The organism is Corynebacterium lujinxingii (genome assembly GCF_014490555.1).
GTDB lineage: Bacteria > Actinomycetota > Actinomycetes > Mycobacteriales > Mycobacteriaceae > Corynebacterium > Corynebacterium lujinxingii.
In genome coordinates this window covers 1,917,091-1,934,029 of sequence record NZ_CP061032.1, presented here as the reverse complement: position 1 = coordinate 1,934,029, position 16,939 = coordinate 1,917,091, and the positions used below count along the sequence as shown (strand labels likewise).

17 protein-coding genes and 5 tRNA genes are annotated in these 16,939 nt (G+C 64.4%); 16 read left to right on the top strand and 6 right to left on the bottom strand.

The genetic code is table 11. The features are described 5' to 3' along the window. Nucleotides 1-8: 8 nt before the first annotated feature. Nucleotides 9-893: an aminodeoxychorismate lyase gene (locus IAU68_RS09610; protein WP_171193672.1), complete on the top strand. Its 885-nt coding sequence runs from the start codon at nt 9-11 to the stop codon at nt 891-893. Here the strand turns inward: IAU68_RS09610 and IAU68_RS09605 are convergent. Both IAU68_RS09605 and IAU68_RS09600 read right to left on the bottom strand, forming a co-directional pair. Next, complete coding sequence (locus IAU68_RS09605) at nt 890-1,546, bottom strand: FABP family protein (RefSeq protein ID WP_171193671.1); 657 nt, start codon at nt 1,544-1,546, stop codon at nt 890-892. The two genes, IAU68_RS09610 and IAU68_RS09605, sit on opposite strands and share 4 nt — an antisense overlap. Beyond that, nucleotides 1,539-2,246 (bottom strand): LmeA family phospholipid-binding protein, encoded by a 708-nt coding sequence (locus tag IAU68_RS09600; protein WP_171193670.1) that lies wholly within the window; start codon nt 2,244-2,246, stop codon nt 1,539-1,541. The genes IAU68_RS09605 and IAU68_RS09600 overlap by 8 nt, the downstream gene beginning before the upstream one ends. 31 nt (nt 2,247-2,277) lie before the next feature. On the opposite strand from IAU68_RS09600, the gene mshD reads away from it, so the two are divergent. From mshD to pstB, 5 genes are all read left to right on the top strand, one after another. Beyond that, on the top strand, nt 2,278-3,147 hold the full coding sequence (mshD, locus tag IAU68_RS09595) for a mycothiol synthase (protein ID WP_171193669.1): 870 nt from the start codon (nt 2,278-2,280) through the stop codon (nt 3,145-3,147). 166 nt (nt 3,148-3,313) lie between these two features. Beyond that, nucleotides 3,314-4,459, top strand: a complete 1,146-nt coding sequence (gene pstS, locus IAU68_RS09590; protein ID WP_171193668.1) for a phosphate ABC transporter substrate-binding protein PstS — start codon at nt 3,314-3,316, stop codon at nt 4,457-4,459. A gap of 158 nt (nt 4,460-4,617) precedes the next feature. Next, nucleotides 4,618-5,691, top strand: coding sequence for a phosphate ABC transporter permease subunit PstC (gene pstC / locus IAU68_RS09585; protein WP_171193667.1), 1,074 nt, complete (start codon nt 4,618-4,620; stop codon nt 5,689-5,691). Between the two features lie 15 nt (nt 5,692-5,706). Beyond that, nucleotides 5,707-6,660, top strand: a complete 954-nt coding sequence (pstA, locus tag IAU68_RS09580) for a phosphate ABC transporter permease PstA (RefSeq protein WP_171193666.1) — start codon at nt 5,707-5,709, stop codon at nt 6,658-6,660. Between the two features lie 37 nt (nt 6,661-6,697). Beyond that, entirely contained in the window at nt 6,698-7,474 is a 777-nt protein-coding gene (gene pstB, locus IAU68_RS09575) for a phosphate ABC transporter ATP-binding protein PstB (protein ID WP_171193665.1), read from the top strand. 58 nt (nt 7,475-7,532) lie between these two features. On the opposite strand, the gene IAU68_RS09570 is transcribed toward pstB, so the two are convergent. Both IAU68_RS09570 and dusB read right to left on the bottom strand, forming a co-directional pair. Beyond that, nucleotides 7,533-8,258, bottom strand: a complete 726-nt coding sequence (locus tag IAU68_RS09570; protein WP_231699021.1) for a phosphate signaling complex PhoU family protein — start codon at nt 8,256-8,258, stop codon at nt 7,533-7,535. A gap of 28 nt (nt 8,259-8,286) precedes the next feature. Continuing rightward, entirely contained in the window at nt 8,287-9,447 is a 1,161-nt protein-coding gene (gene dusB / locus IAU68_RS09565) for a tRNA dihydrouridine synthase DusB (protein ID WP_171193663.1), read from the bottom strand. A gap of 189 nt (nt 9,448-9,636) precedes the next feature. Between dusB and IAU68_RS09560 the strand changes: the two genes are divergently transcribed. The 10 genes from IAU68_RS09560 to IAU68_RS09515 all read left to right on the top strand — a co-directional run bounded on the left by IAU68_RS09560 (nt 9,637) and on the right by IAU68_RS09515 (nt 15,254). Continuing rightward, the gene (locus IAU68_RS09560) at nt 9,637-11,145 is read left to right on the top strand and encodes an acetyl-CoA hydrolase/transferase family protein (RefSeq protein ID WP_171193662.1); all 1,509 of its coding nucleotides are present in this window, start codon (nt 9,637-9,639) and stop codon (nt 11,143-11,145) included. A 53-nt stretch (nt 11,146-11,198) separates the two neighbouring features. Further along, nucleotides 11,199-11,271, top strand: a tRNA-Lys gene (locus IAU68_RS09555). Between the two features lie 138 nt (nt 11,272-11,409). Further along, on the top strand, nt 11,410-13,113 hold the full coding sequence (locus tag IAU68_RS09550) for an alpha-keto acid decarboxylase family protein (protein WP_171194712.1): 1,704 nt from the start codon (nt 11,410-11,412) through the stop codon (nt 13,111-13,113). 26 nt (nt 13,114-13,139) lie between these two features. After that, complete coding sequence (gene zupT / locus IAU68_RS09545; protein WP_171194711.1) at nt 13,140-13,904, top strand: zinc transporter ZupT; 765 nt, start codon at nt 13,140-13,142, stop codon at nt 13,902-13,904. Nucleotides 13,905-13,938: 34 nt separating this feature from the next. Beyond that, nucleotides 13,939-14,343, top strand: a complete 405-nt coding sequence (locus IAU68_RS09540; RefSeq protein WP_202880330.1) for a YccF domain-containing protein — start codon at nt 13,939-13,941, stop codon at nt 14,341-14,343. Nucleotides 14,344-14,410: 67 nt separating this feature from the next. Then, nucleotides 14,411-14,483, top strand: a tRNA-Glu gene (locus IAU68_RS09535). A gap of 1 nt (nt 14,484) precedes the next feature. Continuing rightward, nucleotides 14,485-14,561: transfer RNA gene (locus IAU68_RS09530), tRNA-Asp, on the top strand. Between the two features lie 183 nt (nt 14,562-14,744). Then, nucleotides 14,745-14,818, top strand: a tRNA-Asp gene (locus tag IAU68_RS09525). Between the two features lie 17 nt (nt 14,819-14,835). Continuing rightward, a tRNA-Phe gene (locus IAU68_RS09520) sits at nt 14,836-14,908 on the top strand. Between the two features lie 58 nt (nt 14,909-14,966). Next, a complete protein-coding gene (locus IAU68_RS09515; protein ID WP_171194709.1) occupies nt 14,967-15,254 on the top strand; it encodes a GNAT family N-acetyltransferase in 288 nt (95 codons plus the stop codon). On the opposite strand, the gene epsC is transcribed toward IAU68_RS09515, so the two are convergent. Then, entirely contained in the window at nt 15,251-15,850 is a 600-nt protein-coding gene (gene epsC / locus IAU68_RS09510) for a serine O-acetyltransferase EpsC (RefSeq protein ID WP_171194708.1), read from the bottom strand. The two genes, IAU68_RS09515 and epsC, sit on opposite strands and share 4 nt — an antisense overlap. Nucleotides 15,851-15,949: 99 nt before the next feature. Beyond that, complete coding sequence (gene cysK / locus IAU68_RS09505; protein WP_171194707.1) at nt 15,950-16,885, bottom strand: cysteine synthase A; 936 nt, start codon at nt 16,883-16,885, stop codon at nt 15,950-15,952. Nucleotides 16,886-16,939 lie beyond the last annotated feature (54 nt).

Here is a 16,939-nt window from a genome sequence, read left to right as displayed (position 1 = left end):
GGGGCATTATGGCTATTTCCCCTGCGCCCGTGATCTACCTCGTCGAACCGTTCGGTGGGTCGGTGAGACGACAAAACGTGAACATGCCGCACGTGTTCTGGGACGACGCCGTGGTAACCCGCGGCGACGGGGTTTTCGAATCCATCCTGATTCGCGACGGAAAACCGGTTAACCTGGATAAACACCTCGACCGCTTCGTTCGCTCGGCGGCGCTGATGGACCTGCCGGAGCCGGGCCGCGAGTACTGGGTGCGGGCTACAGAGGAGGCCGTGGCCGACTACTGCCGCGAGCGGGGCGGGGAAGAGGGCGTCGAAGCCAAGTGCGTGTGGACGCTCTCGCGCGGCCGGGAAACCACCGGCGTGCCCACCGCGTGGTTGTCGGTGCGGCCGATTCCCGAGGAGGTCTACCGGCAGCGTGAGCGCGGGGTGTCGGTGCTGACCACATCGCGCGGCTACACCGTCACCGGGAAGGCCTCGTGGATGCGCGAAAGTGCCAAAACACTTAACTACGCCGCGACGATGGCGGCGTTGCGCTGGGCGAAATCCGAAGGCGCGGACGATGTGATTTACGTCGATGAGACCGGGCGCGTGCTCGAAGGCGCGACCTCGTCGGTGATCATGGTGAAAAAGGGCGGACGGCTGCGCACCCCGGCGCCCGGCCCGGGCGTGATGGCAGGCACCACGCAGGCGGCCCTGTTCGAGCTGGCTTCGAGTGAGGGCTGGAAGTGCAAGGCGAAGGACATCTACCACGGGGAACTGCTCAAGGCGGAGTCCGTGTGGTTGGTCAGCTCGACGCGTATCGCCACACGCGTAAAGCGTCTCGACGGCACAAAGCTCCCCGCCCCGGACAACGAATCCGAGATCAGGGAGCTGATCTACCGGGCGGTGAACTAGCCGGCGATGCGCTTCAACTCGGCGGACATGTAAGGCACCATCTCGCCGTCGACGGCGCGCTCGTCCACCCAGCCGAGGTTGTTGTTCGGCATCAGGCCATAGAGGCGCTTGCCCGGGCCGTGGCTGGCCGGGCCCGTCTCGGTGGCGATGGTCGAGGCGCTAGTGAGCTGCCAGGCGCGCTCGTTCACCGGCTCGCCGTAGAGGATCTCCACCAGACCGCGGGAGTTGGTCAGTGTGACCTCGATTTCGTCCTTCAAGGAAATGCGCCAGAAGCCGACTTCGCGCTGGTCGGCGCCGGTGGAGTTGCCCTCCTCATCGAGGCGCCAGATGCGCGACTCGAAACGCAGGTAGTTCTCGCCGTCGTGGGAGACAACCAGGCGCTGGCCAAAGGCGTATTCCTCGCCGTTGTCGTTGGCCTGGCCGGAGCCGGACCACACACCGACCAGCGGCAACAGGGCCAGCAGGCCGTCGTGCAGGTTGGGGCCGTAGCGCAGGTTCGCGGTGTCGTCGGCAAGCGGGAAGTCCTCGAAATCCAGCGCCGGGATGTTGCGGTGCGCGGTCTCCTTGGACTGCTCCGTGGCCAGGTTCACCGCGTCGTTGCCGCTCAGGCGCGGGGTGCCTTGCGTGTTTTCATTGGTGTTCTCTTCAGTCATGTTTCACAAGCGTAGCCCTTCCCGCGAGCGGGTCGAGGTCCGAGGGCTCAAAGACCGTGTTAATACGGTCCCGGGAGAATTCGATCGACCCGCCGGACAGTTGCACACGGTCCGCCGGCCCGCCCAGCGGCAGGGTGCGGGTGTCGAAGTCGAGGGTGAAGGCGGCCGGGTCGGTGTCGTCGACAAGCATGCTCGGGCTCATGTGGAAGATGCCGTCCTCCAGTCGCAAGGTGACCACCACGGTAACCGCCTCGTCCGCGCCGGGCGGGGTGCCGGTCAGGCGGGCTTCACTTGCGCCGCCGCCGGCGGGGGAGATGTCGTAGGGGTTCGCCAGATCCAGATCGGTGATGCCGAGCAGTCGGCCAAATCCGACACCGTCCAGGCGCACCTTGCGACGCACGAGCCGGGCCGTGCCGGATTGGAATTCGCCGGTCAGCGCGTCGTGCGGATTATCGAGGGCGAGGTTGAACACGTCCACACCCACGGTGCCCACCCCGGGTCCGTCGATGGAGGCGTCGAGAAACTCCGTGCTCACCCGCGGGATCTTCCCGGAGGCGAGCGCCGTGGCGTAGGGGAAGCCGCCGATCGACGCGCGGATACCCGGCTCTGCAATCGCCCGTTCCGCGTGTGAGGCAACCGCCGCATCAGCTCCCGCGAGCAGAACAAGCGCCGCTACCACCGCAATCGCCGCTTTCCGCATCGTGTCTGCCCTCCGACGTACCCTCTACAGCATGACTTCCGACATCGTAAGTGCCACCTTGCCCGGAAACACCGTCCGCCCCATCCTTTCGGCGGCCGAGTCCGCCGACGGCGTCGCGGCCTTCTCCGAGGCATTCGAGCGCGGGCTTGACGACGACTCCCTCAACCACACCCACCTCATTGTGGAGAAGTCCGGCGCCCCGGTCGCCGTTGCCGGCATCGCCCCGGACGGTTCGGTGGAGATGGCGGTCCACCCCGAGCACCGCCGCGCCGGGCACGGCCGCGCGCTTGTCGAGGCGGCGCGCGAGCGCAACACCGACGCGGGTTTTTGGGCCCACGGCGATCTGCCCGCGGCGCAGGAGCTGGCCGCAGCGTTCGGCATGAAGAAGGTGCGCGAGCTGCTGGTTATGGGCACTGTGCTTGACGACGACACGCAGGCCCCACAGCTGCGCGACGGCTACGACCTCGTGGCGTATCCGGAGTTGGTGGACAGGTGGGGGCGTGGGGTCGTCGAGAAGCAATGGCTCGAAGTGAACAACGACGCGTTCTCCTGGCATCCGGAGCAGGGCGACTGGGACATCGAGCAGCTGCACCGCGCGATGGATACTGACTGGTTCGATCCGGAGGGCCTGTGGTTTTTGGTCAAGGGGGACGAGATTGCGGGCTTCCACTGGACGAAGCGCCACCCGGATGGGACGGGTGAGGTGTATGTTGTTGGACTGGCGTCAGCGCATCGGGGGGAGGGAATGGGGGGACCGCTCGTGCAGGCGGGGTTGAGCTACCTGAAGAATGTCGGATCGTCGCAGGTCATCCTCTATGTCGAGTCGGATAATGGGGCGGCAGTGAAGCGATATCGCCAGCTCGGCTTCGAAATTCGCGAGCAACACGTGGTGTACAAATAAAAACACTGTGAACAGCGGATATGATGAGCGAAGCGCGAGTTCACCCATTATTCACTTAACTGGCTACCGGGTATTAACCAGGTTTCCGTAGGTTTAGCAGTCGTGAGTAATCGGCCCACCATGCCGATGCTCGACATCGAACTGTTAAGCACCGGAAAGGTATCCCGTGATCCGTAACTTCAAGCGCACCGCCGCAATCATCGGCGTCGTTGCAGCATCCTCCGCTTCCCTCGTCGCTTGTGGCGACTCCGACGACAACGAGGCTACCGAGGTCGAGACCGCGACCGAGACCGCGGCTGACTCCGACTCCGACGCCGACGCTGCCGGCGAAAAGGGCGACTACGAGCTCTCCGGCCAGACCGGCACCCTTGTTGCTGAGGGCGCATCCTCCCAGCAGAACGCAATGGACTACTTCTCGTCCGTCTACGCGTCCGAGGTTCCGGGCGCGCAGCTCGCATACACCCCGTCCGGCTCCGGCGCCGGCCAGAAGCAGTTCATCGCGGACCAGGTCGCATTCGCTGGCTCCGACTCCCCGCTGAAGGACGACCAGGTCCAGGCTGCTGCTGACCGCTGCGGCGGCAACGAGGCATGGCACCTGCCGTTCGTCATCGGCCCGGTCGCCATCGCGTACAACCTCGAGGGTGTCGATGAGCTGAACCTGACCGTCGACAACATCGTCGAGATCTTCCAGGGTGTCATCACCGACTGGAACGACCCGAAGATCGCCGAGAACAACGAGGGCGTCGAGCTCCCGGATGCTCCGATCAACGTCTTCTACCGCTCCGACGAGTCCGGCACCTCCGACAACTTCCAGAAGTTCCTGGCTGCCGCTTCCGACGGCAAGTGGGAGTCCACCGGTAAGGCATTCCCGAACGCTGTGGGCACCGGCGCCAACGGCTCCTCCGGTGTCGCTCAGGAGGTCTCCGCGACCGAGGGTGCTATCACCTACGTCGAGGCCGGCTTCGCTGACAAGAAGGCCAACATCGACTTCGGCTCCGGCCCGGTCGAGCTCACCGACGAGTCCGTCGAGAAGACCCTGGACAACCTCGAGTTCAAGACCGAGGGTCACAACATGGTCGTCGACTCCGACAAGCTTTTCAAGACCGACGCTGAGGGCGCTTACCCGCTCGTGCTGACCACCTACGAGATCGTCTGCTCCGCTGGCTACGACGAGGAAACCTCCAAGATGGTCAAGGACTTCCTCAACGTTGCTCTGGACAACCAGAACGACGAGCTGGCTGACGAGGGCTTCATCCCGGTTAAGGGTGCACACGCTGAGCGTCTGCGCGAGGCCATCAACGCCATCCAGTAACACCTGCTGGTAACCGGTCTCTGCGGTCTAGCGCCGTATGAGGCAGTGAGACCCCCCTCTGATTCCGATCGCGGGGGGTCTCTCTATGCGGAGAACGGGTCGTCCCGGCTGGTTCGCCGCCGCACACACACGTTTATTTCTCAAAAGGATTCGAGCTTATGGCTGACAACGAACTGCCGGCTAACGAACGCGACGAACGCGGCTCCACCGCCGCGACGAAAACCGACCCGGTCGTCCAGTCCTCCACCGGCCGCCCCGTCGCAGAGGGCGACAACCCGGCGGCTGCAAAAACCGGCGGTGCCGGCGTGAAGCGCCCCGGTGACCGCGTCTTCGAGTTTCTCTCCACCGCATCCGCCACGCTGATCACCGTGCTCGTCGCGGCGATCGGTATCTTCCTACTCATCCAGGCGACGCCTCCGCTGATGCGTAACGACGGCGGCATCCTCGGCTTCTTCACCTACGGCGGCCGCTGGCAGACCGCCGACCTGGAAGCGATGCAGTTCGGTATCCCGAACCTGTTCTTCTCCACGATCACCATCTCGATCATCGCTCTGATCATCGCAATGCCGATCGCCCTCGGTGTAGCGCTGTTCCTGTCCAACTACTGCCCGCCGAAGCTCGTGCGCCCGCTGGGCACCCTGGTGGACATGCTCGCTGCCGTGCCGTCGATCGTGTACGGCCTGTGGGGCGCGCAGGTGCTCGGCCCGCTGCTGGGCAAGTTCTACCAGTGGGTCAACGGCTGGGGCGGCGACTTCTTCCTGTTCGCTACGTATCAGAACTCTCCGCCGTTCTCCACGGCCCGCAACATGATGACCGGTGGCATCGTGCTCGCGATCATGATCCTGCCGATCATCGCCGCGACCGCCCGTGAGATCTTCGTGCAGACCCCTCCGGGCCAGATCGAGTCCGCACTGGCACTCGGTGCGACCCGCTGGGAAGTCATCCGCATGACCGTCATCCCGTTCGGCATGTCCGGCTTCATCGCCGGCTCCATGCTCGGCCTCGGCCGCGCGCTCGGTGAGACCATGGCGCTCTACATGGCTGTGGCCCCGGCGAACGACTACCGCGGCTCGCTGTTCGACGGCGGCACCACCTTCGCCACCGCGATCGCCAACGCCGCTGCAGAGTTCAACAACCCGGTCTCCGCAGGCGCCTACATTGCCGCTGGCCTGGTGCTGTTCCTGCTGACCTTCATCGTCAACTCGATCGCCCGCGCGATCGTCAACAAGTAAGGAGCGGAGCAGACAATGTCTACTGCAGTACCGAATAACGGTTCCTCCCAGGTTGCGACCAAGCCGGCGCAGGCTCCGCGCCGCGACGCCGAGAACCCGTTTACCGACATCGCCTCCGGCCGCAAAACCACCAACTCGATCATGGGCGGCCTGATGTGGCTGTGCATGATCCTCGCACTCATCCCGCTGCTGTGGCTGCTGTTCACGGTGATCTCCCGCGGCTGGTCCGTCATCATGGACCCGGCGTGGTGGACCGAGGACATGGTCGGCGTCCGCTCCTCCAAGGCGGGCGGCGGCGCCCTGCACGCCATCGCCGGCACCCTGATGCAGACGCTCATCGCGTCGCTGTTTTCTATCCCGATCGGCATCTTCACCGCGATCTACCTGGTGGAGTACTCCAACGGCAACAAGCTGGGCAAGCTCACCACGTTCATGGTGGACATCCTTTCCGGCGTGCCGTCGATCGTTGCCGCGCTGTTCATCTACGCCCTGTGGATCACCATCCTGGGCCAGCAGCGCTCCGGCTTCGCCGTGGCGCTGTCACTGATCCTGCTCATGATCCCGGTCGTGGTGCGCAACACCGAAGAGATGCTGCGCGTCGTGCCGATGGACCTGCGCGAGGCCTCCTACGCCCTCGGTGTGCCGAAGTGGAAGACCATCGTGCGCATCGTGTTGCCGACCGCGCTGTCCGGCATCGTCACCGGCATCATGCTCGCCGTCGCCCGCGTGATGGGCGAGTCCGCTCCGGTGCTCATCCTCGTCGGCTCGACCCCGGCGACCAACTGGATCGACATGTTTGACAAGCCGCAGTCCTCGCTGCCGCTGTTCATGCTCGACATGTGGAAGTCCGGTGCTACCGGCCCGGCAAACGACCGACTCTGGGGCGCGGCGTTGACGCTCGTGGTCCTCGTCGTCACGTTGAACCTGCTCGCACGATTTGTGGCGAAGCGCTACTCGGTCAAGAAGTAACCCCACCCGCGTTCCCACCCATTCAGGAGAAACCCAGATGGCTACCAAGCTCGAACTCAACGACGTCAACATCTACTACGGCGACTTCCACGCCGTGCAGAACGTCAACATGCAGATCCCGTCGCAGGCCGTGACCGCCTTCATCGGCCCGTCCGGCTGCGGCAAGTCCACCGTGCTGCGCACCATTAACCGCATGCACGAGGTCATCCCCAACGCGTCCGTGAAGGGCGAGATCCTCCTCGACGGCCACGACATCTACGGCAAGAACGTCGACCCGGTTGCCGTGCGTAACACCATCGGCATGGTGTTCCAGAAGGCGAACCCGTTCCCGACCATGTCCATCGAGGACAACGTCGTCGCGGGCCTGCGCCTGTCCGGTGAGAAGGACAAGAAGAAGCTCAAGGAGGTCGCTGAGCAGTCCCTGCGCGGCGCGAACCTGTGGGACGAGGTCAAGGACCGCCTAGACAAGCCGGGCGGCGGCCTCTCCGGCGGTCAGCAGCAGCGTCTGTGCATCGCGCGTGCGATCGCGGTGCGCCCGGAGGTGCTGCTCATGGACGAACCGTGCTCCGCGCTCGACCCGATTTCCACCCTGGCCGTGGAGGACCTCATCCACGAACTGAAGAACGACTTCACCATCGTCATCGTGACCCACAACATGCAGCAGGCTGCGCGTGTGTCCGACAAGACCGCGTTCTTCTCCCTCGAGGCCACCGGTAAGCCGGGCCACCTGGTGGAGTTCAACGACACCACCACCATCTTCGAGAACCCGGAGCAGAAGGAGACCGAGGACTACATCTCGGGCCGCTTCGGCTAAAGCCTTTGCTTGACGACGACGCCCTCCCGACCATGCGTGCCGGGAGGGCGTCGTCGTGTTAGCGGCGGAACTTCCGCTCGATGGTGGCGAACTTCTCGTCCGGGTCGTAATCTGGCTCGTCGCGCTGGCGCAGGTATTCCTCGGGCTTGAGGCCGGTGACCAGGAAGACCATGCGCCCAGCGACGTTCACGCAGCGGTCGGCGTAGCGCTCGTAGTAACGGGCAACCATGGCGAGATCCACCGCCTCGCGGGTGGAGTACTCCCACTTGCGGTCGGAGACCAGGGTCTGCAGGAAGGCGCGCATGTCATCGACGCCTTCGTCGATGTTGTGCAGCTCCACTGCCACGTCCGGGTCGGGGTTATCCAGCAACGCCCGGGTGGTCGCACCCATCTCACGCACCAGGCGGGTTAACTCTTCGATGTAGCCCTGGAGCGGGGCGGGGTAGACCGGCGCGGGGTGGCGCAGGCGGGCCAGCAGGGCGATGTTGCGGGCCAGGGAGCCCATGCGCTCGAAGTTTTCCACCACGTAGAGGGCGGACAGAACTTGGCGCAGGTCGCCGGCGACCGGGCTTTGCAGGGCGAGCAGGCTCATGCTGCGTTCCTCGCAACGCTCGCTGATCTCTTGCAGGCTGTCGATTTCGGACAGGGCAGTTTCGGCGTCGTCAAGCGATTGCTCGAGCAGCGCGGAGGAGGCGTGGTCCATGATGGTGCACACCGTGTCGCACATGGCGATGAGGTCCCGGTTGAACGCCTCTAGATTTTCCCTGTACGCAGCACGAAGCATGGGTTTCATGCTACGCGATGATTGGTGTTTACCCACCGTTATTTTCAATCTCCGCGCCCTGCGGCACGGTCTCATCCTCGGGATCGTCCAGCCAGCCCTCCGGCAGGGCGATCTTGCCGGCGGAGCCTTGGCGGCCGCGGGCGTTGTCGGCGTGCTGCGCCATATCGTCGGACTCGGTGATGGGTGCGAGGCGCTCGCGCAGCTCCGCCAGCGAGGTGACCTGGGCGAGGGATTTGCGGAACTCGCCACCGACGGGGAAGCCGCGCAGATACCAGCCGGTGTGCTTGCGAATGTCCCGGCAGGCGTGGTCCTCACCGTCGTGCTCGGCGAGCAGTTCGGCGTGGCGGTAAATAATGCCGGCGACTTGGCCCAGTGTCGGCTCCGGCGGGATGTCCTCACCGCGCAGTTGTGCGCCAAGTTGGGCGAACAGCCAGGGCCGGCCGAGGCAGCCGCGGCCGACTTCCACGCCGTGGCAGCCGGTCTGCTCCATCATCTTGGCGGCGTCGTCGGCGGCGAAGATGTCGCCGTTGCCGATGATGGGCACGCCTGTGCCGTCCATGTGCTCGACGAGCCGGCCGATCTCGTCCCAGTGCGCCGCACCCGAGTAGCGCTCGGCGCCGGTGCGGGCGTGCAGGGCGACGGCGGCGGCACCCGCGTCTGCGGCGATGCGGCCGGCATCCAAGTGGGTGTGGTGCTCGTCGTCGATGCCGATGCGGAACTTCACCGTGATCGGGATGCTGGAGCCTTCGGCGGCGCGCACGGCGGCGTCGACGATGTTGCCGTACAGGCGGCGCTTATAGGGGATGGCGCAGCCGCCGCCCTTGCGGGTGACCTTGGGTACCGGGCAGCCGAAGTTCATGTCCACGTGATCGGCGATGTCTTCCTCCACGATCATGCGCACGGCCTCGTAGGTGAACTTCGGATCGACGGTGTAGAGCTGCATTGAGCGCGGGGTTTCCACGTCGGCGAAGGTCGTCATGTGCAGCGTCTTCTGATTGCGGGCCACCATCGCGCGGGCGGTGATCATCTCGCAGACGTACAGCCCCGACGAGGTGCCGGTGAGCTCCTCTTCGATCTCGCGGCACAGCACGCGAAACGGCATGTTGGTCACCCCGGCCATCGGCGCGAGGATGACGGGGGAGTCCAGGTCGATGCCGCCGATCGTTAAGGCGGGGGCTGCGGTAGTCATAGTGGCCCCATTGTTCACGCACGCTGCCCTGCACGTCCAATCGTGGGCGCTACGCCCGTTCGGGGGTGATTTGGTCGTCGATAAGCACATGCTTCACGACGACCCACCACACAACCGTGGCAATGAGCGATACGTCACAATATGGTGGTGTTGTTACCTGATCGGATCTACCAGGATTGAGGGATCACAATGAGCGAACGCATTGCCAGCGCGAAGCTGCGGGACAAGGTCATGACCGCCGAAGAGGCCGCACAGTTTGTCAACCATGGCGACAAGGTGGGCACCTCCGGATTTACGGGCGCGGGTTACCCGAAGGCCATGCCGGGCGCGATTGCGGAGAAGGCGAAGGCCGCCCATGAGAAGGGGCAGGACTTCTCCATCGACATGTACACCGGCGCTTCCACCGCGCCGGAGTGCGACGGCGTGCTCGCCGAGGCGGGTGCACTGCGCTACCGCATGCCGTATCAGTCCGACCCGACCATGCGAAACAAGATCAACGCCGGCGAGATGAAGTTCCAGGACATCCACCTGTCGCACTCCGGCATGATGGTGGAGCAGGGCTTCTTCGGCGAGGTCGACCTGGCCATCGTCGAGGCGGTGCGCATCACCGAGGACGGCAACATCGTCCCGTCGTCCTCCGTGGGCAACTCCGTGGAGTTCCTCAACGCCGCAAAGAAGATCATCATCGAGGTCAACTCCTGGCAGTCCGAGGAGCTCGAGGGCATGCACGACATCTGGACCGTGCCGCCGCTGCCGAACCGTGTCCCGATCCCGATCACTAAGTGCGGCGACCGCATCGGCGACACCTACATCACCATCGACCCGGAAAAGGTTGTCGCGGTCGTCGAGACCGACGCGCCGGACCGCAACGCCCCCTTCAAGGCGCCGGACGAGATCTCGGAGCAGATCGCCGGCAACTTCCTCGACTTCTTGGAAAACGAGGTCAAGGCCGGCCGCCTCACCTACGACGGCTACGTCATGCAGTCCGGCGTGGGCAACGTCCCCAACGCCGTGATGGCCGGCCTGATGGACTCCAAGTTTGAGAACATCCAGGCCTACACCGAGGTGATCCAGGACGGCATGGTGGACCTCATCGACGCCGGCAAGATGACCGTGGCGTCTGCAACGTCGTTCTCCCTGTCGCCCGAGTACGCGGAGAAGATGAACAACGAGGCATCGCGCTACCGTGAGTCCATCATCCTGCGCCCGCAGTCTATCTCTAACCACCCGGAGGTCATCCGCCGCACCGGCCTGATTGCATCGAACGGCATGATCGAGGCGGACATCTACGGCAACGCCAACTCCACCCACATCAACGGCTCGCGCCTGATGAACGCCCTCGGCGGCTCCGGCGACTTCACCCGCAACGCCTACATCTCCTCGTTCATCTCCCCGTCGGTTGCCAAGGACGGCGCCATCTCCGCCATCGTCCCGTTCGCCTCGCACATCGACCACAACGAGCACGACGCCATGGTCTTCATCACCGAGTACGGCGTGGCCGACCTGCGCGGCCTCGCCCCGCGTGACCGTCCGGCGAAGATGATCTCCATCGCGCACCCGTCGTACCGCCCGCTGCTGGAGGAGTACGTCGAGCGCGCATCCAAGTGCAAGTACCAGGCCACCCCGCACGATCTGCGCCACGCCTTCGACTTCCACCTGCGCATGGAAGAGACCGGCACGATGATGAAGGAGGATTAAAACCTCCCCCGATTACCGCGGGCGGGTGCCAGGAGGCTAAACTCTGCACCCGCGGGCCTTTAGCTCAGTTGGTAGAGCTACGGACTTTTAATCCGCAGGTCGTGGGTTCGATCCCCACAGGGCCCACCTTCAACCCCCGTCGCACACGCGGCGGGGGTTTGTTGTGGGCGTCACAATGAAGCGGGGGAGTCGCCAAGATTATGGTGCTATCAATACGGGGGTTGCATACCGTGGGTGGTCCAACGGTCCTACAGAAAGGCAACCATGACTACCACCGTCGGCCACTACCTGGCCACCCGACTTGAGCAAATCGGCCTGGAACACTACTTCCAGGTTCCGGGTGACTATAACCTGCAACTGCTGGATGAGCTGCTGAAGAACGACAACCTGAAGATGATGAGCTGCACCAACGAGCTCAACGCCGCCTACGCCGCCGAGGGCTACGCCCGCGCAAACGGCGCCTCCGCCTGTGTGATCACCTTCAACGTAGGCGCATTCTCCGCGCTCAACGGCGTCGCCGGCGCGTACGCGGAACGCCTGCCCATGATCTTCATCTCCGCCGGCTACAACACTAACGACGAGGCGTCCGGCCGCTTCCTGCACCACACCATCGGCACGACGGATTACTCCTACCAGGAGGAAATGTTCCGCCCCGTCACCTGCAAGACGGTGCGCATCCTCACCGCCGAGGAGGCACCTTCGCTTATCGACGACGCCATCGCCACCGCCCTGCGCGAATCCAAACCGTGCTACATCGAGATCGCTTCCAACTTGGCGGACGCCGAGTGCGCGGACCCGCAGCCGAGAACGTTCGAGCGTGCGTGGGAGGTCGACTACGACCAGGAGGCGGTCGAGCGGGCGGCGTCCGAGATTGCCGAGCAGATCAACGCGGCAGAAAAGCCGCTCCTGCTCGCCGGCCCGCACCTGCGCCCGTACGGCGCCATCGACGCTTTCCGGCGCGTGGCTGAGGCAATCGGATGCGCGGTGGCCGTGCAGCCGAACGCCAAGAGCTTCTTCCCGGAGGGTCACCCGCAATTCATCGGCCACTACTTGGGCAATTCCTCCGCTCCAGGTGCAGAGGCCATGGTGGACCTCGCCGATTGCGTGCTGGCTGCGGGCCCGATGTTCACGGATTACTCCACGGTGGGTTGGACGACCACGGTGCCGAACGAGTCCGGCTACATCGCCATCGCCGAGGACGGCGTGACCACGCCGGACACTAAGCACACCAACCTGCCCATCGCCGCCGTGCTGGAGACGCTCGAGGCGAAGGTGCAGCGCAACACCGCCACACTCGATCAGTTCAGCCGGGACGATGTCACCGGTGAGTCGGCCAACTACACCCCTGCAGAGGATTCGGCGCAGCTCACCCGCGCCGAGATGGTGCACCAGATCAACGAGCTGATCAGCGCCGATTCCACGCTGTTCGCCGAAACTGGAGACTCGTGGTTCAACGGGATGCACATGCAGCTTCCCGGCGGCGCAGGCTTCGAAATCGAGATGCAGTGGGGCGCCATCGGCTGGTCGGTGCCGTCCGCCCACGGGTACGCCGTAGCTAAGGGCAACGAGCACCACACGATCCTCATGGTCGGCGACGGCTCCTTCCAGCTCACCGCCCAAGAGGTGTGCAACATGATCCGCTACGAGGACAACATCACCGTCATCGTGGTGAACAACAAGGGCTACGTCATCGAATCCGCCCTGCACGAGGGCCCGTACAACTACTACAAGAACTGGGACTACGCGGGCTTGGTCAGCGCTTTCAACGCGGACGACGGCGAGGGCATCGGCATCACTGCCACCACCGCCGGCGAGCTTCGCCAGGCGTTTCGCATCGCCAGCGAAAACACCCGCCGCCCCGTGGTTATCGAGGCGCAGATCCCCCACGACGATATGACGCAGGATCTGGTCAAGTGGGGCAAGCCCGTCTCGGCGGCGATTGGGCGTCCGCCCGCTAGCGCCCAGTAGGGCAATGAGGGGCTAGAGTTGCCCGCATGAATGTAGCGGTTGCGCTCGGGATGTCGCTGTTCGCTGGCTTATCGACGGGCCTCGGCGGCCTGCTTGTGGCGCTCAAGCGCGACCCGAGCGACAGATTCCTCGCCGCCTCGTTGGGCTTTTCCGCCGGCGTGATGGTCTACATCTCGCTGGTGGAGCTGCTGCCGGAGGGCGTGGCTTCCCTTGAGAGCACCGGCCGCGGGCAGTTGTGGGGCACGGTCGCGTTCTTTGCGGGCATCGCGGTCATCGGCGTGATCGACCGGTTTGTGCCGGACGACATCAACCCGCACGAGGACCCCTCTGGCGGCGGGGCGATGCGCAACGTTGGCGTTGTCACCGGCCTGGCCATTGCCGTGCACAACTTCCCGGAGGGCTTCGCGTCGTTCATCTCCGCGCTGGAGGACCCGGCCTTAGGCGTGCCGATCGCGATCGCCATCGCCATCCACAACATCCCCGAAGGCGTCGCCGTGGCGGTGCCGCTGCGAGAGGCGTTCGGCTCGAAGTGGAAGGCGGCCGGCTGGGCCACTCTGTCGGGGCTTGCGGAGCCGCTCGGCGCCATCATCGGCTACCTTCTGCTGCGCCCGTTTTTGGGTCCGGAAACACTCGGTGTCGCCTACGCCGCGATCGCGGGCGTGATGGTGTTTGTCAGCCTGGACAAGCTGCTGCCCACCGCGATTCAGACCGGTCGCCACCATACCGCCGTGTACGGGCTTGTCGCCGGCATGGCCGTCATGGCGGTGAGCCTGCTGATTCTGCCCGGCTAAACAGGCAAAAGCCTATACTTCCGGCATGGGTTTACTGCGTTTCATCCTCAACATTATCTGGTTGCTGACGGCGGGCATTTGGCTGTTTCTCGGCTACGTGCTCGCCGGCGTCATCGCCTGCGTGCTCATTGTCACTATCCCGTTCGGGTTGGCGTCGTTCCGCATCGCGGGCTACGTCATCTGGCCGTTCGGCCGCGAGGTCGTGCAGGGGGATACGGGTGCGATCGGCATGCTGGGCAACGTCATCTGGTTCGTGGTTGCCGGTATGTGGCTCGCAGCCGGCCACATTGTGACCGCCATCGTGCAGGCGGTGACCATCATCGGCCTGCCGCTGGCGTGGGCGAACCTCAAGCTCATTCCGGTGACGTGCTTCCCGTTCGGCTCGCAGGTGATCCGCTCCAGCGATAAGCGCGCAGGCTTCACCCCGGTCGCCCGTTAAGCCCGGCTAGCAGCGCATTTGGTCTGCGCGCGGGCGCTGTCTTATGATCAACAGGCTGTCTTTCAGCGCCCCCATCGTCTAGAGGCCTAGGACTCCGCCCTTTCACGGCGGCAACACGGGTTCGAATCCCGTTGGGGGTACGGCCCTGTGGCGCAGTTGGTTAGCGCGCCGCCCTGTCACGGCGGAGGTCGCGGGTTCAAGTCCCGTCAGGGTCGCCATCACGCCCCGAGGTTTTCCTCGGGGCGTTTTGCTTTGCGACGACTACACTGCCGGTGCGAGAGGTTGTCGATACCTGTCCTACGCTGCTGATTTGTAAGTGTGCGACGGCGCTGTGTAATGTAACAACTCGTGCAAGCGACAGTGTGAACGCGCTGGCGAGAGCACGAAAACAATCAAATATTGGCCCTGTGGCGCAGTTGGTTAGCGCGCCGCCCTGTCACGGCGGAGGTCGCGGGTTCAAGTCCCGTCAGGGTCGCCGAACCATTCGGTTCCGGCCAGATAGCTCAGTTGGTAGAGCACACGCCTGAAAAGTGTGGGGTCGCCAGTTCGATCCTGGCTCTGGCCACACCCAAAACCCCTTTCACAGCAATGTGGAAGGGGTTTTTCACTGTATAGTCGGGCGCATGTCTGCAACACCCGATAATCAAGTGCGCAAGAACGAGGCGGAAGGCCAGTACGAAATCCTCGTTGGTGAGGAGGTCGCCGGTTACGCCACCTACATCGACCGCGACGGCGCACGCGAACTGCCGCACACCGTGGTGGATCCCAAGTTCCGGGGCCAAGGCCTGTCCAAGCCGCTGATCGAGGCGGCGCTTGACGACGCCCGCGCCGACGACATGCGCGTCATCCCGTCCTGCCCCGCGGTCGAGCGCTTCATCGAGCAGAACCCGGAGTACAGCGACCTGGTTTAGATGATGTAGCTGCCCGGATCGACGTACGCGTCCGGGTCGACGAGTTTCACGCACTCGTCCGGATTGCGCGGGCGGCTCTTCGCCGGAATCCCCACCGCAATCGAGTTCGCCGGCACATCCTTGGTCACCACGGCGTTCGCACCGATCGCGGAGCCCTCGCCGATGGTGACCGGGCCGAGCACCTTCGCGCCCGCGCCGATAACCACGTTGTCCTGCAGCGTCGGGTGGCGCTTCGTCTGCGTGAGCACCTGGCCGCCCAGCGTCACTCCGTGGTAGAGCATGACGTTTTCGCCGATCTCGGCCGTCTCGCCGATCACGATGCCCATGCCGTGGTCGATAAAGAACTTCCGCCCGATGGTCGCACCCGGGTGGATCTCCACCCCGGTGAAGAATCGGTTGAGTTGCGCCAGAATGCGCGCCGGTCCCTTCCAACCCTGCTGCCACATCGAGTGGCAAATGCGGTGCACCCATACGGCGTGCAGGCCCGAATAGACCAGAGCGTTTTCCACGTCGCCGCGGGCGGCGGGGTCGTGCTCGCGGGCGTTGTGCAGGTCCTCGCGGATCGTAGAGATTACCGATTTGGCCAGGGAAAGCATGGCGGAAGTGTACCAAGCGGTTCGTTTAGTGCACAGATAAAGATTCCCCCGCGCGCCGGATGTGGCCGGTGCGCGGGGGAGTCCTCGTCAAGCAAACGCTTAGTCGCGGATGTCCTCGTACAGGACGGTGGAGACGTAGCGCTCACCGAAGTCCGGGATGATGACAACGATGGTCTTGCCCTCGTTCTCCGGACGGTTAGCGACCTCAAGCGCAGCCTTCACGTTCGCGCCAGCGGAAATGCCGCCGAGGACAGCGTCCTTGACCGCGAGCTCGCGGGAGGTGGAGATGGCGTCCTCATTGGAGACGGCAATGATCTCGTCCACAACCGATCGGTCCAGCGTGCCCGGGATGAAGTTCGCGCCCAGGCCCTGGATCTTGTGCGGGCCAGCCTCGCCCTTGGACAGCAGCGGGGACGCAGCCGGCTCGACAGCGACGGTCTTGACGTCGGCCTTCTGCTCCTTAAGGTACTTGCCGGCGCCCGAGATGGTGCCGCCGGTGCCCACACCTGCGACGAGCACGTCCACCTCGCCGTCGGTGTCCTCCCAGATCTCCGGGCCGGTGGTGGCGTAGTGGATCTTCGGGTTCGCCTCGTTCTCGAACTGGCGGGCCAGGATGGCGCCGTCGTTCTGCTCGACGAGTTCGTTGGCCTTCTCAACCGCGCCCTTCATGCCGGCTGCGCCCGGGGTGAGCACGATCTCCGCGCCGTACGCGCGCAGCAGGACGCGACGCTCGTTGGACATGGTCTCCGGCATGGTCAGGATGACTTTGTATCCCTTCGCCGCACCTGCGAGTGCCAGTGCAATACCGGTGTTGCCGGAGGTTGCCTCGACGATGGTGCCGCCCGGCTTCAGGTCGCCGGATGCTTCAGCGGCCTCGATGATGGCCTTACCGATGCGGTCCTTCACCGAGTTTGCCGGGTTGTAGAACTCAAGCTTCGCCAGCACGCGGGCCTTGGAGCCCTCGGTGATCCCCTGCAGCTCAACGAGCGGGGTGCCGCCGATGAGGTCGAGAACGTTCTTTGCGATCTTCGCCATGATTTCCTCCAATACGTTGTTTGTTTGGGTGACTGCCAGACAGTGTACACGCCT